Here is a 22,005-nt window from a genome sequence, read left to right on the forward strand (position 1 = left end):
TTACGCTAGCAAACCAAATACTTATCAAAATTCTACAACTTTCCATTTAATTATTTTAAAAAAGACCTTAGAAGATCTAAGGTCTTTTGTCTCAATATTTATTATGTTATTGTTTAACGGAGTAATTGAAGTACACCTTGTGGTTGTTGGTTTGCTTGTGCAAGCATTGCTTGAGCAGCTTGAGAAAGGATGTTGTTCTTAGTGAATTCCATCATTTCTTTCGCCATGTCTACGTCACGGATACGAGATTCAGCTGCAGTTAAGTTTTCAGCAGATGTACCTAAGTTGTTAATCGTATGTTCTAGGCGGTTTTGGAACGCACCAAGTTTAGAACGCTCAGCAGAAACTTTTTCAATCGCTACATCTAGTTGTGCAATTGAAGCTTCCGCTCCGAATTGAGTAGATACATCTAAGTAAGTTGTACCGTTTTTAATTTTTAGAGCTTGAGCGCTCATATCGTTAATATCTACGCTCATTTCTTGTGCAGTATTTGCACCGATTTGGAAACGCAAAGCTTTGTCAGTAGTTTGTTTTGCTTCTCCGCCAGTAATTGTAATTGTTAAAGTTTGACCGACTTCGAAATTATTTAAATTTAAATTAGCTAAAGTACCTGCTGTAGCATGGTCTAATGCACCAGTAGTAGTATCTAGTGTTAAAGTAATATTACCTAAAGCATTCGAAATTGAGAAGTTAGTAGCAGCAGTAGTATCAATTCGGCGAATACGAATTGTATCACTCACAGTGAATGCCTTAGCTGCTGAAGCAATAGCAGAAAAACCAATTGCTTGGCTAGACTGTTCAAATTTTAAAGTAGATGTTGTAGAAGCGCTAACTCCTTTTAAATCACCATTTAATAATTTCTTAGTGTTAAATTCTGTTGTTGTTGCGATACGGTCGATTTCGTCTGTTAATTGGTTAATCTCTTTTTGGATTTCTGCACGGTCAGCGTCTGTGTTTGTGTCGTTTGCAGCTTGAACTGCAAGTTCACGCATACGTTGTAGAATTGCATGAGTTTCGTTTAAAGCTCCTTCCGCCGTCTGGATAAGACTTATCCCGTCCTGGGCATTCTTAGAAGCCATTTCCAACCCACGAATTTGTCCGCGCATCTTTTCAGAAATCGCAAGACCTGCAGCGTCGTCGCCTGCGCGGTTAATGCGAAGACCAGAAGATAGCTTTTCCATTGATTTTGAAGCAGCGTTAGTACCCATCGTTAATTGACGATACGTGTTAAGAGCTGCAATGTTGTGGTTAATTCTCATATTCTCTTCCTCCTTGAAAATTTTTTCTTCCACGTCCTTGTGGAATGATAGATTTGCGGATAGGAAGAAAGTCGGCCGCCTTTCTTCGCTATGCCGCGTTCATTTTTTATATCGGTTTGTTTTTTGGAAGTTTAATAGGTTGGCGCAAATTTTTTAGATTTTGATGTCAAGAAATTGAGAAAATGGCGAAGGCTGTTGGATTTCTTTGATGATGCGTGCTGGATCGTCTTTATGTTTGTTAATGATTTCGTTTAAGGCTTGTTCGGCAATGGCCTTATTATCTTGCACAATGCGGGCGACAATACCCTGGACTGGCACTCCGCCGATGCTGACGCTCATCACTATTTCCCCCCTTTCCAATGTTTTAATTGCTCGTTCAGCTGCTCGAGCGATGTTTTGGAGGCGTGGGAGGCGGCGCTGTTTTCAGCTTGGATGGCAAGATAAATTTCTTTGCGATGGATTTCGATATGTTTTGGCGCGTTGATGCCAAGCTTTACTTGATCTCCTTGGATGGCAAGGACGGTGATTTCGATGTCATCGCCGATTTGGATGGCTTCTTTCAGTTTGCGCGTTAGAACAAGCATAAGCCGCCTCCTTTACGTCGCCACTTTTTCCGGGAAGAGGCGATGTTTCGTTTTGTACGGGGGGTTCGTTAAGATCACTTGCTTGCCGAGGCGCTTATGGACGTTAATGACCACGGGTGCCTGCAAGTTCGCCGTCGTCTCGTGAAACGGGTCGGCGACGGTGAGGATCACGTACACCGCGACGTCGCGTTCGCTTTCGATGTTAAGTTGTTCGACCGTCGCTTCATCCAGTTCAAATTCGTATGTTGGAAAGTACGAAAACGGCTCAATCAGCACAAACCCGAGCGCAGGGGTCTCGACCGACTGCAAGATGACAAACGGCGTGTCGGCGAGCGGAAGAAGGACGAACCGCTTTTCGTCGGCGAATCCGGGCAAGCCATGTGGGAAATGGATAATGTCTTCTTCCTTCACCGCCACGGTTCCGTGGTATTTGGTGTCGATATTCATGAATCGTCCCTCCTGTTTCCTCAAATGACGACGTCAATGTGAAGCGACGGGCGCTGGGCGAGGCGGATCGCCACCTCGCCCGGCATGTAGCGAATGACCGGTGGATGCGTGCGGGCGCGGATGACCGGTTTGCGTGCCTCAAAGCGAATATCCACATCCGCCGGAGTATAGGATATGTGAACGCTGAACGGGGACGGCACCCAGCCGATGTTGAATTCGTACATCGGAGTTTCGCTGTTTTCTTTCGCCTGCTCGGCGATCGGGTTGCCGCCGTCCTCAATGCGCATGAGCTCGTCGCCTTGGCGAGAGACGCGGGCCAGCCCGTCAAGCCAATCGTTGTATCCTTGTTCAGCAAACTTTTCGATGCGGCGGAAGATATGTTCTAAGTTCATGTCTTCCCACGCTTTTGTCTGATCGATCGTTAGCTTGGACGGCGTCGTACGGATCGTGAGTCGGGCCGGAGATTGCTCGATTTCCAACTCGGCAGGCGGCTGTTGGATTTCTAGTTTCGCCGGAACGGTTTCGATGGCGATTTTCGCCATCGTTGACTGCAAGCGGATCTGCGGCAGCTGCATCGTCATCTCCCCCTTATCCGCTTAGCGCAAAAAGTCGAGCAGCGTCGGCTGAATGATGCGGGCGCCGACGCCAAGGGCGGCGCGGTGCACACTTTCCTGTGTTTTCAAATCGGTAATGACCCGTTCGATATCGGCGTCTTCATTGTCCGACAAAATTTGTTGGGCGATCACTTCCTGTTCATCGACACGCGCTTCCATCAGCTCAAGGCGGTTGCTTCGCGCGCCAAGCTCGGCACGCTCGGCCAAGACGTTGTCGATGTGCTTGTCAATATAGGATAAATAACCGTTCAGCTCTTGGCCGCTCTTGCCAGCTTCCAAGTCATTCACAAGCGCTTCTAAATCGCTGAACAGCCCTTGTCCTGGAGTCGCGCTGTACGTAAAGACGCGCGTCGGATTGACGTTGACCGGGAGCTGGATGCCTTTTAACAGCTCGATTTTCACTTGTTCTGTGTTCGTCGACACTTTGTTCACTGGGTCGTCCAAGTTGACCGGCGGTCGAAGGGTATCCGTGCCATTGAAAATGTATTTGCCCGCAATTTGTGTGTTGGCAATGGACACTAAATGGTTTTTTAGCTCATCGATCTCTTTCGCGATATGCTCACGCTGCGATTGCTCATACGTATCGTTGCTTGCCTGGACGACGAGCTCGCGAATGCGCTGGAGCACTTGCGTCGCTTCGTTAAGCGCCGAGTCGGACGCATCGATCCAGTTATGGGCTTCGGAGAAATTGCGTTTAAACTGTTCCACCTCAGTTAAGTTCGTCCGGTACGCCATCCCTTTGATGGCCACGACCGGGTCGTCAGACGGGCGGGCAATTTTTTTGCCGGTGGACAGCTGGTCTTGAATTTTGCCGAGCCGTTCATAGCTTTGGCTCAAGTTGCGCAGCATATTTTGCGTCAACATCGATTGCGTGACGCGCATCATCGCTCACCTACCTTCCGACAATTCCCATGCCGTTAATGATTTTATCGAGCATTTCATCAATCGTTGTAATCGTGCGCGCCGCCGCGTTGTAGGCGTGCTGAAACCGAATCATGTTCGTCATTTCTTCATCGAGCGACACCCCGCTGACGGACTGCCGCCTTTCCTCCACCGACTGGCGGAGCACTTCGGAGTTGTTGACGAGGCGGTTCGCCTGTTGGGTGTCGACCGCCAGCTGGCCGATCATGCTTTCGTAATACGCCTGCAGCGTGCCCGCTGTGATCGGATACGAGACCGACGGCGCCGGATCTTGCAGGTTGGCAAAATTGCTGTTTTTGACATTGGCGAGACGAATGGCGTTTAAGCCGTTCCCCGGTTCGTTCGGCGCTGATGAAGCGGCGATATTGTTTAAATCATCAATATTGGATGACAATTGGATCGCTTTCGCTGCCCCGTCCACTTGCGTCAAATCGCTGAAAAACAGCCCTCCCGGGTTGCTCGGGCTGAGCGTATACCCTGTTTGGTGCACTTCGTTAAACCGTTTGGCGAACGAATACGCGAGCGTATCGAGCTTTTTCAACATATCGGGATAAATGCCTTTGACACCGCTTCCGTCATCATATCCGTAGGCCTCGATCAACCCTTTCAACTTGCCGGAGGCGACAAACGGGATGGAAGAGCCTCCAAGCGAAAGTCCGGTAAGCGGACCGGTCGGCATCTCCGGGGAGGAGCTGGCGCTCGGCGATACGGACAGCGTCTGGTATCCTTGGTTGCCATTGACCAGCAGCTGACGCTGGCCGTTGCCATCAAAAATATATACATCATAAGACCCCTCCGCCGTTTTCAGCGCATTGCCGCCGCTTGGCTTCGGCTCGACTTCGATTTTGACGAGCGCAGACAGTTCATCGAGCAGTCGGTCGCGCTCATCGTACAAATCGTTCGGCAAGTAGCCGTGCGGTTCGACTTCGGCGATTTGTTGGTTGATTTTATACAGCTGTTCCGCGATCGAGTTGATCGATTTGACGGTCACTTGAATTTCATTGGCGAGATCGTTTTGAATAGAGGTTAACGAATCGGCCAAATAATGAAACGTCTCGACCACCGCCAGTCCGCGCTGGCGCACGACCGAGCGGGCCCCTGTATTTTCTGGGTTTGCACTTAAATCCTGGAGCGCCTGCCAAAATTGATCCATGGTTTTGGATAAACCGCTGTCGGACGGTTCGTTCATAATGTCCTCCATTTTTTTTAATGCATCGGCTTGGGCTTGCCAATAGCCGAGCTTGTTGTTCTCGCCGCGGTATTGCCAGTCAAAAAAGCGGTCGCGCACCCGCTCAATCGACCCCGCCTCGACCCCCGTCCCCATCTGTCCCGGAATTTGCGGGCGGTTGAGGGACGCCGGCGGGTACGGCTCGCTTTGGACAAAATTGACACGCTGACGGGAATAGCCGAGCGTATTGGCGTTGGCAATGTTATGGCTGGTCGTGTATAGCGCCATTTGCTGCACGGCCATGCCGCGCTTGGCGACTTCAAGCCCGTGAAACGTCGATCCCATCGTGCCCCTCCTTTTCATCTTCTAATGATTGTCCGCTGTTTTCTGCCTAGCGGCTCTGTTTCGTTTTGACGGCTGTTGGATGGATCGATCTCTCCTTATTTTCCGTCGGTGACTTGTGCTGCTATGCTTTGGAATCAAAGAGTGAACGGCTTCGTCCATGTCCATATTGTCTCGTTGATTGGTTTGGCGCGGTATAGTTCACGTTGGGCGGCTGCGGCATCAATTGGTCCAACATCAGCGTCACCCATTGCAGCGACTGGCGGATGAGCTGCCCATTCAGCTCGTTGACTGCCTGGAGCTCGTTGATCACGTCGAGCAACTCGCTAGCCAACTGTTCGGCTTTTTGCCGCTCCTCCTCGTCCATTTTCGGCAAGCAATCGGCCAATGTCAGCGGATGCCCGCCATCGGACCATGCGGCGACGAGTTGTGCCCGCTCGCGCTCGAGCTGCTGGATGGCGGCGATAGCAGTTTGTTCTTTTTGGATCAGCTGCATTAATCCGTCCATATCGCCTCGTTTTAATACGTCCGTTTTTTGATAGGCCAATTGAAGCAAATGCCGGTGCAGCGTCAAGTGCCGGTCAAGGAGCGCCATCAGCTGCAGCGCTGGCGCACGCTGTTCATCATCGGTTCGGCGATTTTCTACCCTTGTGTTCATTGGCCATCGCCCTTATAGAACTTGTATAGTTTCTCCGCAATGGCGCGGGCATCGATCTCATACGTTCTGTTGTCGATTTGTTCCTTCAACCGGCGCACTTTCTCTTCCCGCTCGGCGGCCCAAGTGGAGCGTTGCTGCAGCTCTTTTGCCGCCTCGGAAATTTCGACGCGATCCCGCCGCCCGGTTTGCCCTGTTTTTCCTTGTGGGGCGCCCGAGTACTGACGGTAGGGATGAACGCCAATCGAAAACCGGTTATCGATTCTCACTGCGATTCCTCCTATCCGTTCCTCACGTTGTTGTCTTACTACTATTATCGGTCAATCCATTCATTTGTTTAGCGGCCATTTCGCTCTTTGTCGGTGTAATACGTGCGAAACACCTGTTTTTTCTTCTGTTCTTCTTTTTTCACCATTTCCAGCTGCCCTTGCAAATCTTTTGAACAGTCAGCGCACATTCTGCCTTCGCGGATCAGCTTGCCGCAACGGTCGCACGGATATCCTAAATTCGGCAGCTGCGCCAACGTTAAGCGGCCGCTTTTGATGAATTTGACCAGCAGCGTCTCAGGCACCCCTGTCGCATCGACAATTTGCTCCATCGTCGCCAACCGGTTTTCCCGGCGCCGCAAAAATTGGACCACGGTTTGAAATTGCCGTTCTTCTTCTTCATGACAAGACGGGCAAATATCGCGAAACGGCGAGCGGACAAACAGACGGCCGCAAACCGGGCAATTTTCTAAGTTCATCATTCTCCCCTCCCAATGTGCCCATTACGTATACAAATTGACGATCAACCCTTGAATTTCCCCCAACGTCTGCAGCAAATCAATCCTCGGCCGTTCTTGCTCGAGCACCGCGTTTGTGACGTCCAGCAGCTTTTGGTCGATCGTTTTGACGATATGATAGACGCGGGAACGGCCGCTCCAATGGAACCCATACTGCTCCGTCAGTTTCAAGCCATGGTTCACCGCTTCATCGAGCAATTGTCTGACGAGCTGTTTATACCGCCGCAAATCGTCAACCGTCCGCAACTTGGCCAGTTTTTTTCCTTGCTGTTCGATTTCATCCGCCAGCTGCCTCAGCCGCTCGTTTCGCAGCTTTTCCTGCTCCTTGGCGGTCAGCTCGGCAAATGACACGGATGGCGAAAAAGAAGCCGCCGCTTTTTTGCCGATTGGAACCGATGGGGTGTTGGCAATTTTATTGATCTCCATCTTCTTCGCTCCTACCGCCTTGTTCATCAAGCTTCTGAATCCATTTTAAAACTTCCCCGATCACCGCGTAAAGCTGCGGCGGGACGCGCGGCACCGGATCGACCAGCTGTCTCAGCAACTCCCGGTCATGGGGCAGCGGAATGCCCGCCCGCCCCGCCTTGTCGGCCACCTCATCAGCGAGCTGCCGCGGCTGTCGGCCAAGATGTTGCTCATATGATTTGAAAGCAGGGGCGTAACGGTGTCTGTTCATATCGTCCACTCCCACTGGCTCGTTTCGTTTTCCGTCTTCACTCTGTCTGTCGCCGCCCGCTCTTGGTCTTGGGTGTTCATCGGTTGGAAAGTGAGGCGTTGCACCCGATAACCGATCTGTTCCAAATGGTCTTTGACTGTCGCCGCACATGACTGCAACACCGCCGCCAACCGCTCATGTTCTGTTTCCACCGTCACGGACAGCTGCCGTTCGACCGACTGCAAGGAAATGCCGACTTTGCCTTGATTCGTGTCCAACAAAAAGTAGAGGCGGCAGTTTTGCCAGTCAAGCTGTCCGTCACCGCTGCGAGCGTTGACGTGCACATGTACGGTCGCCATCTCACCATGAAGCGAGAGTGGCCACTGGTACAACATAGTTTGGGTGTGGCTGTCAACAGTAAATTTGTTGAGCAACTGTTGGCCGGTAAGATTCATGAGCAGCCGTTCCGCCTGCGCAGGAGCCGTTCCTTCCTCAACCCATGACAGCAGCATCGCCTTCAAATTCTCGACCGGCTGTAATCGCTCTCCGCTCAAGAGCGCACGGGCGGTCTCTTGTTCATGGAAAAAGCCGAGGCGGCGCAGCGATTCAAAGACTCCTCTCGCCGATAATGCGCCATCGTTGGGCGCTTGGTCCACATGTTTCAGAAGGCGCGACAGCTGCTCGTGCGGCTTCGTGCCCTGCCACGCTTCCGATTCCATGAAAAACCGCTGTACTTTTTGTTCAGATGGCTGAAAGCGGAGCGACTCCAACAACGCTTTCACTTCACGCGCCGTCTTGGCCGCTTCGTCCGTCTTTCCTTCAGCAAGGCCGCGTTTCGCTTCTGCCAATTTCGCCCCCGCCTCAAGCAACTTCGTTTCCGTTTTCATGTCAGTAAACAACAACCATTCCCCGTGCAACAGCATGCGGTCGAGTGAATGAATGAGCGACTCAACAAGCGGCGCGGCTCGCTCTGTCGACTGTTGGGCAGCGGCATGCGCAAATTGTTCGAGCTGACGGACCATATCACGCTGCCAAACACGAAAATCGTGCACGAGTTGCACCATTTTTTCCGTCACTACCGTCACGGCAAACGTCCGGGCCTCTGCCGTCGAAAGAACCAGCTCCGATGCAACCGCATACGCACGCGAACCTTCCAATCGCTCCGTTTGTTCACGAACAGGCGCCGCTTTTGCTTCATGGGTTTCTTCCGGTTCCGTTTTCGTCAACAACGGCGCCAACAGGTCTCCGAGCGGCGGGCCATGGAGCGCTTCATGCGCTAGGCGCAAATGCGTCTCGGTCACCTCGAGCTGTTTCGCCGCCAAAGCAGCGACGGTTTCCTGTTTTTTCTTTATCGAGCCGCCTTCCGTCTCCCAAAAACGACGAACGGCTTCTTTTTCCTTTTCGGTCAGGCGAATGCCACGGGCCGACAGCCATGAATCGATTCCATCGTCCAACGAAGATGGCAGAAACCGCCCTATAGACGATAGTGGCACCGCTTGCGCCATCCAAGTTCCACCTTCTTGCTTCACAAGCCGCACCATAAACGAACGGTCGCTTGGGACGCCATCCACAAAGTGGACGCGTACATCCTGTTGGCCGATGGCGACCACGGCCTCTTGATCGTTGAACCTTTCTTTCATTACCGCCATCTGCACGCTCCCCGGCTGCAATGAAACAGCCGGTGCGGCGACCTCATTGGATAGTTGATCGTGACGAATACGCATCATTATTCTTCCTCGCTCTTTGTTCTCCTACTTTTTATATCGGCACGTAGGCTTCCAATGTTTACACTGTTACGCGCGAATGAGCGTCAACGCCCACACCTCCGCCGCCCCCGCCTCAAGCAGCACGCGGGCCGCGTGGCGGATGGTGATGCCCGTTGTGTAAATGTCGTCGATCAGCACGATTCGTTTTCCGTCAAGCGGGGGATGATCGGCAAGGAAAAATGGGTTGTCGGTCTTCAGCCGTTCGCGGCGCGATTTTTTCGACTGCTTCTCGGAATGCCGGCGGGCCAGCCAAGGGAAATACGGGGATGGAAGCAAGCGGGCGAGCGCTTCCGCTTGGTTGAAGCCGCGCTCATACAGCCGTTCGGGGCTCAGCGGGATTGGGACGATGTGCCAATCGCGGCCGAAATGTCGGCGAAACGCTTGGGAAAACGGACGGCGGAATGCCTCGACGATGACATAGTCGCCGCGGAATTTCCATAAGGTGACGACGTCTTTCATCCAGTCGTTGTATATATACACGGATCGGTTTTTCACGAGCGCCCTCCCCCATTGTTCATCTTCCTGCCACCGAAGGCAGTCGGCGCACACGGATGGCGCTGACTCCTCGAGCGGGCGGCCGCACATCTCGCAAAGGCGGCCGTCAATGAGTTTGAACGACCCGCGGCAGCGTGGGCAAAGGACGTCAAGGTCTTCGAGGAAAAGAAGCTGGCGCCAGCTCGCGATCGGGTTGTACGGAGAATGGCAAAGGAGGCAGTTCATCGATGCAGCAACCCCCTTTTCTTTGCTGTCTCATTCATGCGTACAATGTGGCGGCGCGCCCGCACCATCTCGTTCGTTTTCCCGTGATGGAAAAAGCGGACATCGCCATCCGGAAATACGGCGTGGCGGCCCACACGGCCGGCGATTTGCACGAGAGCGCTTTCCGTGAAGATGCGGTCTTCGGCGCCGAGAACGGCGACATCGATGTTCGGCACCGTCACTCCCCGTTCAAGGATCGTCGTTGTGACGAGCAGCGGCACGCGCCCATCGCGAAATGCCTGAACGTGCTCGGCTCTGTCTGGGGCTTCGGCATGAACGCCGACGATGCGGGGATCGACGCGCTGCAAGAGGCGGGTGACAGCTTCAAGCTCATCGATATGGGGAACGAACAAAAACGCTTGTTTTCCCTGCGCCAAACGATGGAGAACCCACGCAAGGACGTTTTCGGGCAAGCGGCCGCGCTCTAACCGTTTGCGCCAATTGCCGCACCATTCGAAGGACGGGACAGGGAGAGGAAAGCCGTGGTAGCGGGCGGGGATGACGACAGCTTTCCGTTTGCCTCTTGTGATGTCAAGCTGCCAAGCGCGGGACGGGGTGGCGGTTAAATAAATGAGGCTCGACTGTTCTTTCCGCGCTTGACTGACGGCGTATTGGAGCATCGGCTCAGCAGAATATGGAAAGGCATCGACTTCATCCACGATCATAACGTCAAAGACGCGGTAAGCCCGCAGCAACTGGTGGGTGGTTGAGAGGACCAAGGAAGCGATCCGCCCGCGCTCTTCGCTTCCGCCGTGCCAAACAGCGAGCGGAACGCGCGGGAACGCTTGGCGAAAGCGGGGAGCAAGCTCGCGGACGACATCGGTCCGTGGCGTGGCGAGGCCAACGCGCCAGCCCTTCTCGAGCGCGGCGGCGATGGCGGGAAACAAAATCTCGGTTTTCCCTGCGCCGCATACGGCCCAAACGAGCAGTTCGCTTCGATCGAGCACGGCCTGTTTGACAGCCATAGCGGCATCCTCCTGAGCGGCGGACAGCGTCCCATCCCAAACAAGCGGCGCCTCGTGCCGCTCGGACGGAAGCGGCATCGTCACGTGCACAAGGTGAGTGCAGGAGCTGATGCGCCCCATCACAAGACACTTGCGGCAATACGCGCAATCCGATCCGCAGCGGGCGCATGGAAACGATGCAAAAAGACGCGCGTCTTCATTCCCGCAGCGCACACAGCGCCAGCCGCTTGATGTTTTGATGAGGCCGGGATGTTCGTGAACCCAACCGGCTTGCACCGCGGCTTTGATTTCTTCATCAGAAAACGGCAGTTGTTCGCGTGGGAGGCGCTGGCCGTTCAACCATGAAACGAGGTGTGGAACACAAGATGGTTGTTGGATGCACAAGAAGCATCACTCCTTTTGAACGTATGAAAAGCACGTTCCCCAGCTGAGAGGCAAGAAGAGCAGATGACGCGGCAAAAACCCTCTCTCCCCAAGTTGAGAGGCTTGAAGCGCATAAAGGTACAGGAAGAGCGATCGACGGCGTTCTTTTTCGTAAAAAGTTAGAAAGATGGTGAAAAATGGGCGTCATGCGCAAAACAGCAACATTCCGCTAGAAAAGAAAGTGGAGATGAAAAGGCCTTTCCAAATGGAATAAGGATGTGGTTTGACCGTCTTTTTCACGACATATCGGCCTTCGAAAGAAATGGATGCGGCGAAACATGACGCCAGCGAAGATTCACAGGAGAGTCATGGAGCCGATCAATAACGTGTTTCGACAACATTCCCAGGGAAATAGCGACAAATTTTTCAGGAAAGGAAAACGGTTCGACAAGTTTGGCCAGCCCCACATCTCCGCCCGTTTCATAAAGTGGAGAGAGGAGAGGAAGACGATGCAGCTGACGAATTTGACATTCCCCACACCTAAAGGGAATAGGCTTTCTCGCTCTTATGTTTGTCACGGATGAATTCGTCAACTGCGGGCAGTTATAGAGAATACCGCCGAAGGAGAATGGCAAGCGCATTGAAGTTGGATGAGGAAATCGATAAAAACATTATATGAAATAGCATCCACTATGAATAGCATCAACATGGCCCAAAACTCATTCGGATCATTTCGTCCCATGAACGCCAAACGGGAAGACGGAAACATCTTGATCGACCATACAGCGGAAACGAGAATCCGCCGCCGTGCAAGGCGGAGCGCACCGTTCCGCCTTGCGCTTGGCTGTGGAGCCTCGAGACGGCGCTTTGCGGCCTCGGCTTAAGGCTGATACCACGTCAACCCGAGCGCGCCTTCGCCGACGTGCGTGGCGATGACGGGGCCAAAATAGCTGATCGAAAATTCGACGTGCGGATAGCGGGCGGACAGCTCATCGCGCCAGCGGTGCGCTTCATCGGGCTGGTTGGCGTGGATGATGGCGGCTTTGAGCGGCACACCCTTTTCCGCATCTTCGGCGAACAGCTCTTCGATGCGGTGGATCGCTTTTTTGCGCGTGCGGATTTTTTCAAACGGCACGATCACTTTGTTTTCAAAGCGAAGAAGCGGCTTGATTTGCAAGAGGCCGCCGATGAACGCCTGCGCCCCGGTCAGCCGTCCGCCCCGCTGCAGATGGGCCAAGTCATCGACCATAAAGTAGGCGCGCAGCGTTTGTTTCATTTCATCCAAGCGAGCGATGATATCCTCAGGAGACCTCCCCGCCTGCGCCATTTCCGCCGCTTCGATCGCATAAAACCCTTGTGCCATGCAGCTGATTTCCGAGTCGTATGCGTAAACACGCAATCCGTCCACCATCGTCCCTGCCGTGACCGCCCCTTGGTACGTGCCGCTGATGCCGCTTGAGAGGTGGATGCTGACGACCGCCTCGTATCCTTCCTCGCGAATGGCGGTGAACAAGTCAACAAACTCACCGACCGACGGTTGGGACGTCGTCGGCAACGTCGGATGCTGCTTGATTTTGGCAAAAAATTCATCGGCCGTCATATCAATCTCTTCGCGGTACGTCTCATTCCCGAAAATGACGCTGAGCGGAATCAGGCGAATGCCCAACCTCTCGCGCACCTCTTTCGGCAAGTAGGCCGTGCTGTCGGTGACAATTGCCGTTTTCACGAACGCCATTCCTTCCTGATTTCAAATTTTCTTCCATTATACCAAAAAGACAAACCGCCCACCACTACGAATCCAAATGGGGGATAGCGCACCGCAAGGACCTAAACAAAGCCGCTTGCCGCCAACTACAAAACAGCTTGTCCTCACCACGGACACACCAACAACGAAGCATCGCTGCCTCGATCCCCTCAACACCAGCCGCCAGACGCCCATCCAATCCGCTGACAATAGGCGGAAACGAAGGGGGCATTGCCATTAGCGCACTTCCACCCAACCGTTTTTGATCGCGACCACAACGGCTTGCGTCCGGTCATTGACGTTTAATTTTTGCAAGATGCTGCTGACGTGGTTTTTCACCGTTTTTTCGCTAATGTACAGCGCTTCGCCGATGGCGCGGTTGCTTTTGCCGTCGGCCAACAGCTGCAGCACTTCGCACTCGCGCCGCGTCAGCAAATGAAGCGGACGGCGCACCTCCTGCTTAACCACTGCGCCGCCTTTTTCTGTCGTCAAGCGGCGGTATTCGCGAATCAAGTTGTGCGTCACTTTCGGATGCAAATACGATCCGCCTTCCGCGACGATTCTCACCGCCTCAATGAGCGTATCGGCATCCATCTCCTTCAGCAAATACCCCGTCGCCCCGGTCTGCAAAGCGCGCATGACATAGTGTTCATCGTCATGGATCGACAACACGACGACTTTCGTATCAGGGTAAGCTTCGATCAGCTGTTTCGTCGCCTCCACGCCGTTGATGTCCGGCATATTGATGTCCATCAGCACCAAATCGGGGCGGTATGTTTCGACGATCGAAAGCGCTTCGCTTCCGTCGCTTCCTTCCGCCACGACTTCAAAATCGCCCTCAAATTCCAAAATGCGCTTGATGCCCTCGCGAAACAGCTGGTGATCGTCGATAATCGCGATGCGTGTTTTCATCGTTTCCTTTCCTCCTTGTTCGTTTTGTCAGTCGAACGGTCGAGCGGAACGCGAATGAACACGGTCGTTCCGCTGCCAATCTTTGAGCGGATGTCGAGCGTGCCGCCGAGCAGCTCCACCCGCTCCCGCATGCCAATCAAGCCGAACGCATTTTCTTTTTTGACCGATGGATCAAATCCTTTGCCATCGTCTTTGACACTGACAAGCAGATGGTGGCACGTCACTTCCATTTTGACGTCGATATGGCGCGCTTCGGCATGCTTCAAGGCGTTTTGCACCGATTCTTGGACAAGCCGAAACACGGCCGCCTCCATCCGCGACGGCAGCCGAATTTCTTCGCCGATATGTACAAAGGAAATATGGACTCCGTTATTATATTCTTCGGTCGTTTGCAAATATTTTTTTAGCGTCGGAACCAATCCTAAATCATCAAGCGCCATCGGCCGCAAATCGTAAATGATGCGGCGCACTTCGGACAAAGCCGAACGCACCATTTTGCGAAAATCGCGAATTTCGGCGATCGCCGCCTCTGTCCCTCGCTCTTTGATCACCTTTTCGACCAAATCAGACCGAAGAAGGACGTGAGCGAGCAGCTGTGCCGGGCCGTCATGGATTTCCCGCGACAGCCGCCGCCGCTCTTCTTCCTGGGCTTCGATGATTTTCAGCCCAAATTCCTGCTTTTGCTTCGCTCCTTCAATAAGCTCGCCGACCTGGCGGAAATCGCTGTTTAAGTAGTGGAGCACGACCGTAATTTGTCCAACTAAATAATCGGCGCGTTCGATAATTTGCGCAAGGCTCGCCAATCTCCGCTCGAGTTCATCACGGCGCAGCCGCAGCTGTTTCTCCCGCTCGCGCACCATCGTCAGCTTCATATGCAGCTCGTGCGCCGCTTCATACGCCTCGCGAATATCTTGCTCCGAGTGGGTCGAAAAGTTTTGGCTCACTTCCGACAGGCGGCGGCGCGCCCGGCGCGCCTCCATTTCGAGCCGGTCCGCTTCTTCGATCGCCTGCACGGTCAGCCGCTTCACCTCCTCGAGTTCGCGAAGCAAATGGTCGTGCTCTTGACGCGACTGCTCCCCGATGCGGAAAATTTCGTCTTTGCTGTGTTGAACGGTGTCGATCATTTTTTCGACAATCCGATCTAATTGCTTCACGTCCCACTGTTTTGCCTCAGCCATTTGCCAACCTCCAACAGCGCTGCCAAGCGGTGCGCATGGGCGCCAGCAAAATTTGTTTGAAGGAAAAAAGTTGTCGATTTATAATAATAAAAGCATGCCCTATCTATTGCTCTTTTATTTTCAGTTTACCATAATGAGAGTAGAGCGCTAGCCATTCATGCAAAAAAATGAACAAAATTAAACCGTTTTCGCGTTTTTTGTATGTTGAGGTGTTTTGCTTTGTTGCAAACATATTACACGGTCAAAGGATACGGCGAACGCGAGATCGTGATCGAAAAATCACGGTTCATCTGCTATATCAATCGCGCCGAAACCGAGGAAGAGGCCGTCGCCTTTATTCAACAGATCAAGAAGAAGCATTGGGACGCCACCCACAACTGCTCCGCCTATTTGATCGGCGAGCATGACCAAATCCAAAAAGCGAACGATGACGGCGAGCCGAGCGGCACCGCAGGGGTGCCGATGCTTGAGGTGCTGAAGAAAAAAGGATTGAAAGACACCGTCGCCGTTGTCACCCGCTACTTTGGCGGCATCAAGCTCGGCGCGGGCGGGTTGGTGCGCGCTTACAGCCGCGCTGTCTCCGAGGGGCTGAACGCCGCCGGCATCGTCGAGCGTCGGCTCATGCGCGTCATGCGTGTCACGATCGACTATCCGTGGCTTGGGAAAGTGGAAAATGAGCTACGCTCTTCCGTATATACTATTAAAAATATCCAATATGCCGACCGCGTCACGTTTGATGTTCTCGTTCCCGAGGACGGCCAGTCTTCGTTCGGCGAGTGGATGACCGAACTGACAAACGGAAGGGCGGACATTCAGGCGGGAGCGATGGAGTATGCCGAGCGGCTGCTTTCGTCTTCCTAAAACGACACCGTAAAGGAAAGAAGGGTTAAACGATGAATCATACAAGAAAAACGGTGAAAAAGCGAAAGAAAAAAAAGCGGCTCCGCCGATTCTTTTTGCTCGTGTTTCTTCTGTTGCTCGGGGGTGTCGGCGCCTTTGGCTACAATATTTACTCCGAGGCGAAACAGGCGTCAAGCAAAATTTATCAAGCGCTTGATCCATCAAGCAAGCCGGCAAGAAACATTGAGATGCGCAAAGACCCATTTACCGTTCTGTTAGTCGGAGTGGAAAACCAGTACCACGACGAGGAGGGGCGGTCTGATGTCGTCATGTTGTTGACCGTCAATCCGAAGACGAACAAAGTGTATTTGTTGAGCATTCCCCGCGATACGCGCGTTTACATCCCGAGCGAAGGGCGGAAAGACAAAATCACCCATTCTTACAGTCATGGCGGCATTCAATCGACCATTGCAGCCGTCAATGAGCTGATCAATGTTCCGATCGACTATTACGTGACGACGGATTTTGAAGGGTTCGAAAAAATTGTCGATTCCCTAGGCGGCGTCACGGTGGATGTTCCGTTCACATTCAAAGCTCAGCTGACAGGTTCGCTCAAATGGCATACGTTCCATAAAGGCAAACAAGAGTTGAATGGCAATGAAGCGCTCGCCTATGTGCGCATGAGAAAATCGGACCCCCGCGGCGATTTTGGCCGAAACGAGCGGCAAAAGCAAGTCATTCGCGCCATTATTGACAAAAGCACGTCCATCACCTCGCTGCCGAAGCTGGATGACGTCATCGCCGATTTAGGGGATCACGTGCGGACGAACATCCCTCCGTCCGAGTTGTTGTCATTCATCTACGTCTATCAAAAAATGAAAAACGCGGATGTAGAAAATTTGCATTTGAAAGGATACGACGAAACGATCAACGGCGTGTACTACTACATCCCGGACGAGCAATCGGTCAGCTCAATCAATGAAACGCTGCGGCAAGCGCTCGAGACGTCCAACGCCTCCCTCACGCGCAGCGATTCACCATCCACACAAAGCCAAAATTAACGATCACAAAGAAGGTGCTCCCAAACGCAATGGGGCGCCTTTTTCCATTTACAGCGTATCATGCCGCAATGATGATGAAAGAGCACAACCTTTCATGTCCTCTGCTTTTTTCTCTCTTTTTCAACAAAACTTTTCATTTTTTCTCATAATAGGACTGAATTCGGGTTGGATAAAACGGCAAAATTCGCTATGATAGTATAGAAAACACAAACTTGAGAAAAAGGGGGGATCGAATCCTTGAAAAAAACGCTTCTTTCCGTCTTGTTGGCGACTTGCCCGCTATGGCCGTCAGCCGCCTTGGCCGCCGATGGAAGTCCTTCCTCATCCTCACCGACACTCATGGTCGCGGAGCATAACGCTTTGCTGAGGAGAGGAGCGACGGATTCCTATCAAATCGTCGAATCCATTTCCGCTGGCCAACAAGTAAAGGTCATCGACAAGTTCCAAAATGCTGCTGGCGAAACGTGGTATCGCATCGAATACAAGGGCATCACGGGCTGGGCGCGGGCAGACGACTTTTCTGAAGCGCATGTCTCTTCCGCCTTCCCTAACGTGATGTTCGCCAAGCAAGACTCGTTGCTGAAAAGAGGGGCAACCGATTCATATCGGGCCGTTGGTTCGATTCCCGCTGGCCAACAAGTGAACGTCATAGACGAGTTTCAAAACGCCTATGGTGAAACGTGGTACCGCATCGAGTACGGAGGCGTCACCGGCTGGGCGCGTGCGGACAGCTTTTCCAACCAACCACCTTCCATGCTCGTCGGAAAGCGTGCGGTCATCGCCGCCAACGACATCGCGATGCGCAAGGGGGCATCCCCTTACTATCCGGTCGTAAAAACACTGTCTAACGGCGATGTCGTCTCCATCATGGCCGAGTTCACCAATTCGCTCGGGGAACAGTATGTGCGTGTGGAGTGGGCGGGAGTCAAAGGATGGGTGAAAACGGAACAGATCTACATACCCAAACAGCTTCCGACACTTTTGCCGACATTCATGAACGTTGTGCAGTCCTCCCCGGTTCGCCGCGGGGCGAGCGTCCATTACCGCGCCGTCGCCACAGTGTCACGCGGTCAATCTGTCAAAGTGATCGATTTGTTCGTCACAAATGGTCAGGAACTTTGGTACCGCGTTGATCTCGGACATGTCCGGGGATGGGTGTCGGAAAAAGTGTTGACGATGTCATCAACCATTTCGGTTCCAAGCGGTGTCTCGGATACGTCCAGCATCTCAGGCCAGCCGCTGACGGTCAGCGTGTCGGTCGCCAATGTGCGGCAAGCTCCATCTTTAAAAGCAAAAGTCGTCACCCAACTGAAAAAAGGAACCAAACTGAACAGCCTGTCAAGCGCCAAAGATGCGTCGGGAGCGCTTTGGTACAAAGTGTCCCTCAATGGAAAAACGCTCGGCTGGGTGCACGAGACGGTCGTAACCAAATCCTACCTTTCCCCACCAGCCAGCCAGGGGAAGCAAAAGCAGGTGACAACCGCTAATGCGGCGCTGTTTGCCGAACCTTCGTTGAGCGCCGCCGTCATCGAGCGGATTGCGAAAAACCGAACGGTCACGGTTTTGAAGACGACAGAAGCATCTCCGTTCGACTGGGTGCAAGTCACCTCTGCATCGGGGAAAACGGGATGGATGCCGGCGTTTGAAGTCAACGCCCCATCCTACGTATACGTCAAACAGGCGGGCACTCCGCTGCGCCGAGGCGCCTCTTCAAACTATCAATCGTTGAAGACGCTGGCAGCGAATGAGCGGCTTGCTGTCCTTTACGAATATCATGGATGGCTGAATGTCGAAACATCCAATGGCGTCCGCGGATGGGTGGAAGAATCGAGCACCTCTACCGTCGCCTTAAATAGTCTCGTGGAACCGACGTTTTCGACCATCAACGACAATGCCTATTTGACGTGGAAAAAAACGTCTAATTTCCGCGTCTCCTATTCGTTGTTGCCTGGCAATCGCCTGAAAATCACCGGCTCGTTTTCCTACGCTGAAGTCCCGTCGACCGACATTCCAGGCATCCAAACGGTGGAGTGGACGGGCAGCAGCCTGCTCATCACCTTTGAACCGGGGTACACGTTCACCCTTCGCCATTACAGCGACCGATTGGCGCTGAAAATTCTCGAGACCGGACTCAAGGGCAAAAAAATCATTATTGACGCAGGGCACGGGGCGCACGATACCGGGGCGATCGGCCCTGGCGGCACGCGGGAAAAAGATATTACGCTGGACACCGCCTTATTGCTAAAAGAAGAATTGGAGCGGGCCGGAGCGATCGTGAAATTGACGCGAAGCACCGACATCTTTTTGGAGCTGTCGGAACGGACATGGATCGCCAACAGTTCCGACTACGACGCCTTTATCAGCATTCACGCCGACTCGTACTCGCGGACATCTCGCGGAACGACAACGTACTACAACGTATCGAGCAACTTCAACGGGCCAAAAAGCGAGCAGTTGGCCGCCATCGTGCAAAAACATCTTGTCCAACAGCTCGGAACATATGACCGCGGCCATAAAACGCAAGACTTTTACGTCAACCGGAAAAACGAGCTGCCGAGCATTCTTGTTGAGCTCGCCTTCATCTCCAATCCGAATGAAGAGGCGCTGCTCAAAACGAAAGCGTTCCGCCAAAAAGCAGCCGTCGGCATTCGCGAAGGACTGGAAGAATACTTCAGCCAATTCTAGTTTGTTCACATTCGGAGAATAATAGCATGAGAAGTCCGATGATGCAACGGATATAAAGCTTTGGCAACAGTGTTTCTCAAGCTGGAGAAACATGGCAACATCGCGTTTTCATTCCTTGCGATTCCTCATGAACCAAGCGAATCCGTTGTGTTTCACCGGCCTTTTAGGAAAGCTATTATTCTCCTTTCTTTCCATATCCAAAAACGGGGGAGATGAACATGATGAAACGAAAAGCCAAATGGGCCGTTGCTGCCAGCCTGGCGGTCGGAATGACGGCAGGCGCCCTCTTGTTTACGCCATCGGCGATGAAAGCATCGGAAGAAGTCGTGTTAGCGAGCGTCGACTGGGTGACGTCCCAGCTCAACCCGATGAAAAACGACATTGCCAACCTGAAAGCACAACTGGCCGCCCAGCAACAACAAATTCAACAGCTTCAACAACAACTTGCCAGCAAACCCGCTTCGCCTTCTTTGCCTTCTGTCGTCTATGTAGCGAAAAACAATGCGGCCGTCCGCAGCGGAGCGTCAACGAGCTACCGCGTCATCACTTATAAACAGGCAGGGGCTTCACTGCAAGTCGTCGGGGCGCACCTTACTTCCCAAGGACTTTGGTACAACGTCGTCCTATCTTCATCGCTGAAAGGATGGATCCATTCAGGCGATGTCTCGACATCCGCTGTCAGCAGCGACAGCACCAAGCACGTCATCGCCACGGCCGCGGTCAATATTCGAAAAGGAGCGACGACTTCTTATCCGATTATTGCGACCGTTCCAAAAGGGACAGAGATGGTCTATATCCAGCCGTTTACCAACAGCAAAGGAGAGAAATGGTACAACGTGCAGCTGTCTGACGGGCGGCGGGGTTGGATGGCCGCTGAATTTGGTGAGGTGAAGTAGACGGTGAAAAAACTAGCGTGGTTGGCCGTCGTCCTGTTTTGGCTCATCACCTCTCCTTCCGCCTCGAACGCCGCTGGGGTGAAAACGTACAACAATCCCGTGCAAGTCCTTTTATATAAAGGGGCATCGGTGACAGCCGCCGTCGAAGGAAACTATCAAATCGTCAATAAAGAGACGTTGACGATCACCCCGTTGCCAAGCGGGACAAATCTGACATTTCGGTCTTCCTCTTCGACCGTGTTTGTCACGTACAATGGAAAGACGGATTTTTCAAGCACCGGATTTACTATTCAAGAAACAATCGGCGCGGCGCCGTTGTCCCTTGTCAAGGTGAACCAAACGCGGTATCGGGGAAGCGTCGACATTCGCCTGCAAAACAGCGCCTTGTATGCTGTCAATATTTTAGATATGGAAGATTATTTAAAAGGAGTCGTGCCGAGCGAGATGCCTGCCTCTTGGCCGCTTGAGGCGCTGAAGGCGCAAGCCATTGCAGCCCGAAACTATGCCTATAAACATAAAACAAGTTTGACGACCAATCCAAACACACAGACGTATAAAGGATATGATGGAGAATCTCCCCGATCGAACGAGGCAGTGGATGCGACAAGAGGATTGTATCTTAAATATAATGGCAGTGTCATTGAAACGTATTACCACTCGACAAGCGGCGGCAGAACCGCCAACGTAAGCGACGTCTGGAACTCGTCGCAAACCGCCTACCCATATTTGGCGAGCGTCGATGACCCGTATGAATCATCGCCGTACAGCCGTTGGTCGTTCACCTTCTCCCCGTCTGTGCTGCTGCGTTCGTTCGGGCTCACCGATCCATCGGTTGTTTTATACGACGTCTCGATCACCAAAACCGGCGCGAACGGGGAAGTGGGGGCCGTCACGATTGAAACCTCGGCCGGCGAAAAAACGGTGAAAGGCAATGAAACGACCATCCGCAAACTGTTCCCGCTAGACGGCAATCAATTTTACGGCATCTTGCCGTCCAACTGGTTCGACATTCAAGTGCAAAAAAGCGGTCCATCCGTGTCGATTCAAACGACGAACGGCAGCATCGCCGCCTCTTCCTTGTCATCTTATTCTGTCCAAACAGAGAACGGAACGGTTTCGCTCGCCGGCGTCGAAGGAATCAAAGTACAAACAACGGATGGCATCATGCCGCTTTCCGCCTCGCCGTCAGGGGTCAGCTCGATCACCGTCACGGGAAAAGGCTGGGGGCACCGGGTCGGCATGAGCCAATACGGAGCAAAAGCATTCGCCGAGCGCGGATGGACGGCGGAGCAAATTTTAGAACACTACTTCCCCGGTGCTGAAGTCTCGTTCTAGCGACAGAGTCCATGATGTCATACGGGATTTTGCTCTCCACCTCGGCATCACGCGGGAACAAAAAAGGGCGTC

24 protein-coding genes are annotated in these 22,005 nt (G+C 52.9%); 6 read left to right on the forward strand and 18 right to left on the reverse strand.

The features are described from left to right. Positions 1-113: 113 nt before the first annotated feature. From QWV57_RS15885 to QWV57_RS15955, 15 genes are all read right to left on the reverse strand, one after another. Positions 114-1,259 (reverse strand): flagellin N-terminal helical domain-containing protein, encoded by a 1,146-nt coding sequence (locus QWV57_RS15885; RefSeq protein WP_301100080.1) that lies wholly within the window; start codon positions 1,257-1,259, stop codon positions 114-116. 153 nt (positions 1,260-1,412) lie between these two features. After that, positions 1,413-1,598: a hypothetical protein gene (locus tag QWV57_RS15890; RefSeq protein ID WP_081132561.1), complete on the reverse strand. Its 186-nt coding sequence runs from the start codon at positions 1,596-1,598 to the stop codon at positions 1,413-1,415. Positions 1,599-1,600: 2 nt separating this feature from the next. Then, positions 1,601-1,843: a carbon storage regulator CsrA gene (gene csrA / locus QWV57_RS15895; protein WP_301100081.1), complete on the reverse strand. Its 243-nt coding sequence runs from the start codon at positions 1,841-1,843 to the stop codon at positions 1,601-1,603. Positions 1,844-1,855: 12 nt separating this feature from the next. Continuing rightward, positions 1,856-2,290, reverse strand: coding sequence for a flagellar assembly protein FliW (gene fliW / locus QWV57_RS15900; RefSeq protein ID WP_023633644.1), 435 nt, complete (start codon positions 2,288-2,290; stop codon positions 1,856-1,858). Between the two features lie 20 nt (positions 2,291-2,310). Continuing rightward, positions 2,311-2,865, reverse strand: coding sequence for a DUF6470 family protein (locus QWV57_RS15905; protein ID WP_033006521.1), 555 nt, complete (start codon positions 2,863-2,865; stop codon positions 2,311-2,313). A 21-nt stretch (positions 2,866-2,886) separates the two neighbouring features. After that, complete coding sequence (flgL, locus tag QWV57_RS15910) at positions 2,887-3,786, reverse strand: flagellar hook-associated protein FlgL (protein ID WP_031212447.1); 900 nt, start codon at positions 3,784-3,786, stop codon at positions 2,887-2,889. 10 nt (positions 3,787-3,796) lie between these two features. Continuing rightward, positions 3,797-5,338 carry a flagellar hook-associated protein FlgK gene (flgK, locus tag QWV57_RS15915; RefSeq protein ID WP_023633642.1) on the reverse strand — a complete coding sequence of 514 codons (1,542 nt, stop codon included), beginning with the start codon at positions 5,336-5,338 and terminating at the stop codon, positions 3,797-3,799. 121 nt (positions 5,339-5,459) lie between these two features. Beyond that, entirely contained in the window at positions 5,460-5,993 is a 534-nt protein-coding gene (locus QWV57_RS15920) for a flagellar protein FlgN (RefSeq protein ID WP_023633641.1), read from the reverse strand. After that, a complete protein-coding gene (gene flgM / locus QWV57_RS15925) occupies positions 5,990-6,259 on the reverse strand; it encodes a flagellar biosynthesis anti-sigma factor FlgM (protein ID WP_023633640.1) in 270 nt (89 codons plus the stop codon). The genes QWV57_RS15920 and flgM overlap by 4 nt, the downstream gene beginning before the upstream one ends. Positions 6,260-6,327: 68 nt before the next feature. Continuing rightward, complete coding sequence (locus QWV57_RS15930; protein ID WP_044744237.1) at positions 6,328-6,735, reverse strand: TIGR03826 family flagellar region protein; 408 nt, start codon at positions 6,733-6,735, stop codon at positions 6,328-6,330. A 24-nt stretch (positions 6,736-6,759) separates the two neighbouring features. After that, positions 6,760-7,200 carry a YaaR family protein gene (locus QWV57_RS15935; protein ID WP_020756448.1) on the reverse strand — a complete coding sequence of 147 codons (441 nt, stop codon included), beginning with the start codon at positions 7,198-7,200 and terminating at the stop codon, positions 6,760-6,762. Then, on the reverse strand, positions 7,187-7,450 hold the full coding sequence (locus QWV57_RS15940) for a hypothetical protein (RefSeq protein ID WP_023633638.1): 264 nt from the start codon (positions 7,448-7,450) through the stop codon (positions 7,187-7,189). Before QWV57_RS15940 ends, QWV57_RS15935 begins: the two co-directional genes overlap by 14 nt. Continuing rightward, positions 7,447-9,153: a hypothetical protein gene (locus tag QWV57_RS15945; RefSeq protein WP_133051531.1), complete on the reverse strand. Its 1,707-nt coding sequence runs from the start codon at positions 9,151-9,153 to the stop codon at positions 7,447-7,449. The genes QWV57_RS15940 and QWV57_RS15945 overlap by 4 nt, the downstream gene beginning before the upstream one ends. 69 nt (positions 9,154-9,222) lie before the next feature. Then, positions 9,223-9,915: a ComF family protein gene (locus tag QWV57_RS15950; RefSeq protein ID WP_301100082.1), complete on the reverse strand. Its 693-nt coding sequence runs from the start codon at positions 9,913-9,915 to the stop codon at positions 9,223-9,225. Then, positions 9,912-11,303, reverse strand: a complete 1,392-nt coding sequence (locus QWV57_RS15955; RefSeq protein ID WP_033026327.1) for an ATP-dependent helicase ComFA — start codon at positions 11,301-11,303, stop codon at positions 9,912-9,914. The genes QWV57_RS15950 and QWV57_RS15955 overlap by 4 nt, the downstream gene beginning before the upstream one ends. Before the next feature lie 719 nt (positions 11,304-12,022). Here QWV57_RS15955 and QWV57_RS15960 point away from each other — a divergent pair. Beyond that, positions 12,023-12,166: a hypothetical protein gene (locus QWV57_RS15960; protein ID WP_157832561.1), complete on the forward strand. Its 144-nt coding sequence runs from the start codon at positions 12,023-12,025 to the stop codon at positions 12,164-12,166. Here QWV57_RS15960 and QWV57_RS15965 read toward each other — a convergent pair. The 3 genes from QWV57_RS15965 to QWV57_RS15975 all read right to left on the reverse strand — a co-directional run bounded on the left by QWV57_RS15965 (position 12,163) and on the right by QWV57_RS15975 (position 15,116). Then, positions 12,163-13,008 carry a DegV family protein gene (locus tag QWV57_RS15965; RefSeq protein WP_011232619.1) on the reverse strand — a complete coding sequence of 282 codons (846 nt, stop codon included), beginning with the start codon at positions 13,006-13,008 and terminating at the stop codon, positions 12,163-12,165. The two genes, QWV57_RS15960 and QWV57_RS15965, sit on opposite strands and share 4 nt — an antisense overlap. A gap of 255 nt (positions 13,009-13,263) precedes the next feature. After that, entirely contained in the window at positions 13,264-13,938 is a 675-nt protein-coding gene (locus QWV57_RS15970; protein ID WP_011232620.1) for a response regulator, read from the reverse strand. Continuing rightward, positions 13,935-15,116 carry a sensor histidine kinase gene (locus tag QWV57_RS15975; protein ID WP_301100083.1) on the reverse strand — a complete coding sequence of 394 codons (1,182 nt, stop codon included), beginning with the start codon at positions 15,114-15,116 and terminating at the stop codon, positions 13,935-13,937. Before QWV57_RS15975 ends, QWV57_RS15970 begins: the two co-directional genes overlap by 4 nt. Positions 15,117-15,335: 219 nt before the next feature. Between QWV57_RS15975 and QWV57_RS15980 the strand changes: the two genes are divergently transcribed. The 5 genes from QWV57_RS15980 (at position 15,336) to QWV57_RS16000 (ending at position 21,933) form a co-directional block, all read left to right on the forward strand. Next, a complete protein-coding gene (locus QWV57_RS15980; RefSeq protein ID WP_081132580.1) occupies positions 15,336-15,977 on the forward strand; it encodes a YigZ family protein in 642 nt (213 codons plus the stop codon). 32 nt (positions 15,978-16,009) lie between these two features. Further along, positions 16,010-17,017 carry an LCP family protein gene (locus QWV57_RS15985; protein WP_015375865.1) on the forward strand — a complete coding sequence of 336 codons (1,008 nt, stop codon included), beginning with the start codon at positions 16,010-16,012 and terminating at the stop codon, positions 17,015-17,017. Between the two features lie 237 nt (positions 17,018-17,254). Then, positions 17,255-19,702, forward strand: a complete 2,448-nt coding sequence (locus tag QWV57_RS15990) for an SH3 domain-containing protein (protein WP_013146447.1) — start codon at positions 17,255-17,257, stop codon at positions 19,700-19,702. 218 nt (positions 19,703-19,920) lie between these two features. After that, positions 19,921-20,598, forward strand: a complete 678-nt coding sequence (locus tag QWV57_RS15995) for an SH3 domain-containing protein (protein WP_013146448.1) — start codon at positions 19,921-19,923, stop codon at positions 20,596-20,598. 3 nt (positions 20,599-20,601) lie between these two features. Then, positions 20,602-21,933: a SpoIID/LytB domain-containing protein gene (locus QWV57_RS16000; protein WP_015375866.1), complete on the forward strand. Its 1,332-nt coding sequence runs from the start codon at positions 20,602-20,604 to the stop codon at positions 21,931-21,933. The last annotated feature ends 72 nt before the right edge of the window (positions 21,934-22,005 follow it).

Source organism: Geobacillus zalihae (genome assembly GCF_030414215.1).
In the GTDB taxonomy this organism is placed as follows: Bacteria; Bacillota; Bacilli; order Bacillales; family Anoxybacillaceae; genus Geobacillus; species Geobacillus zalihae.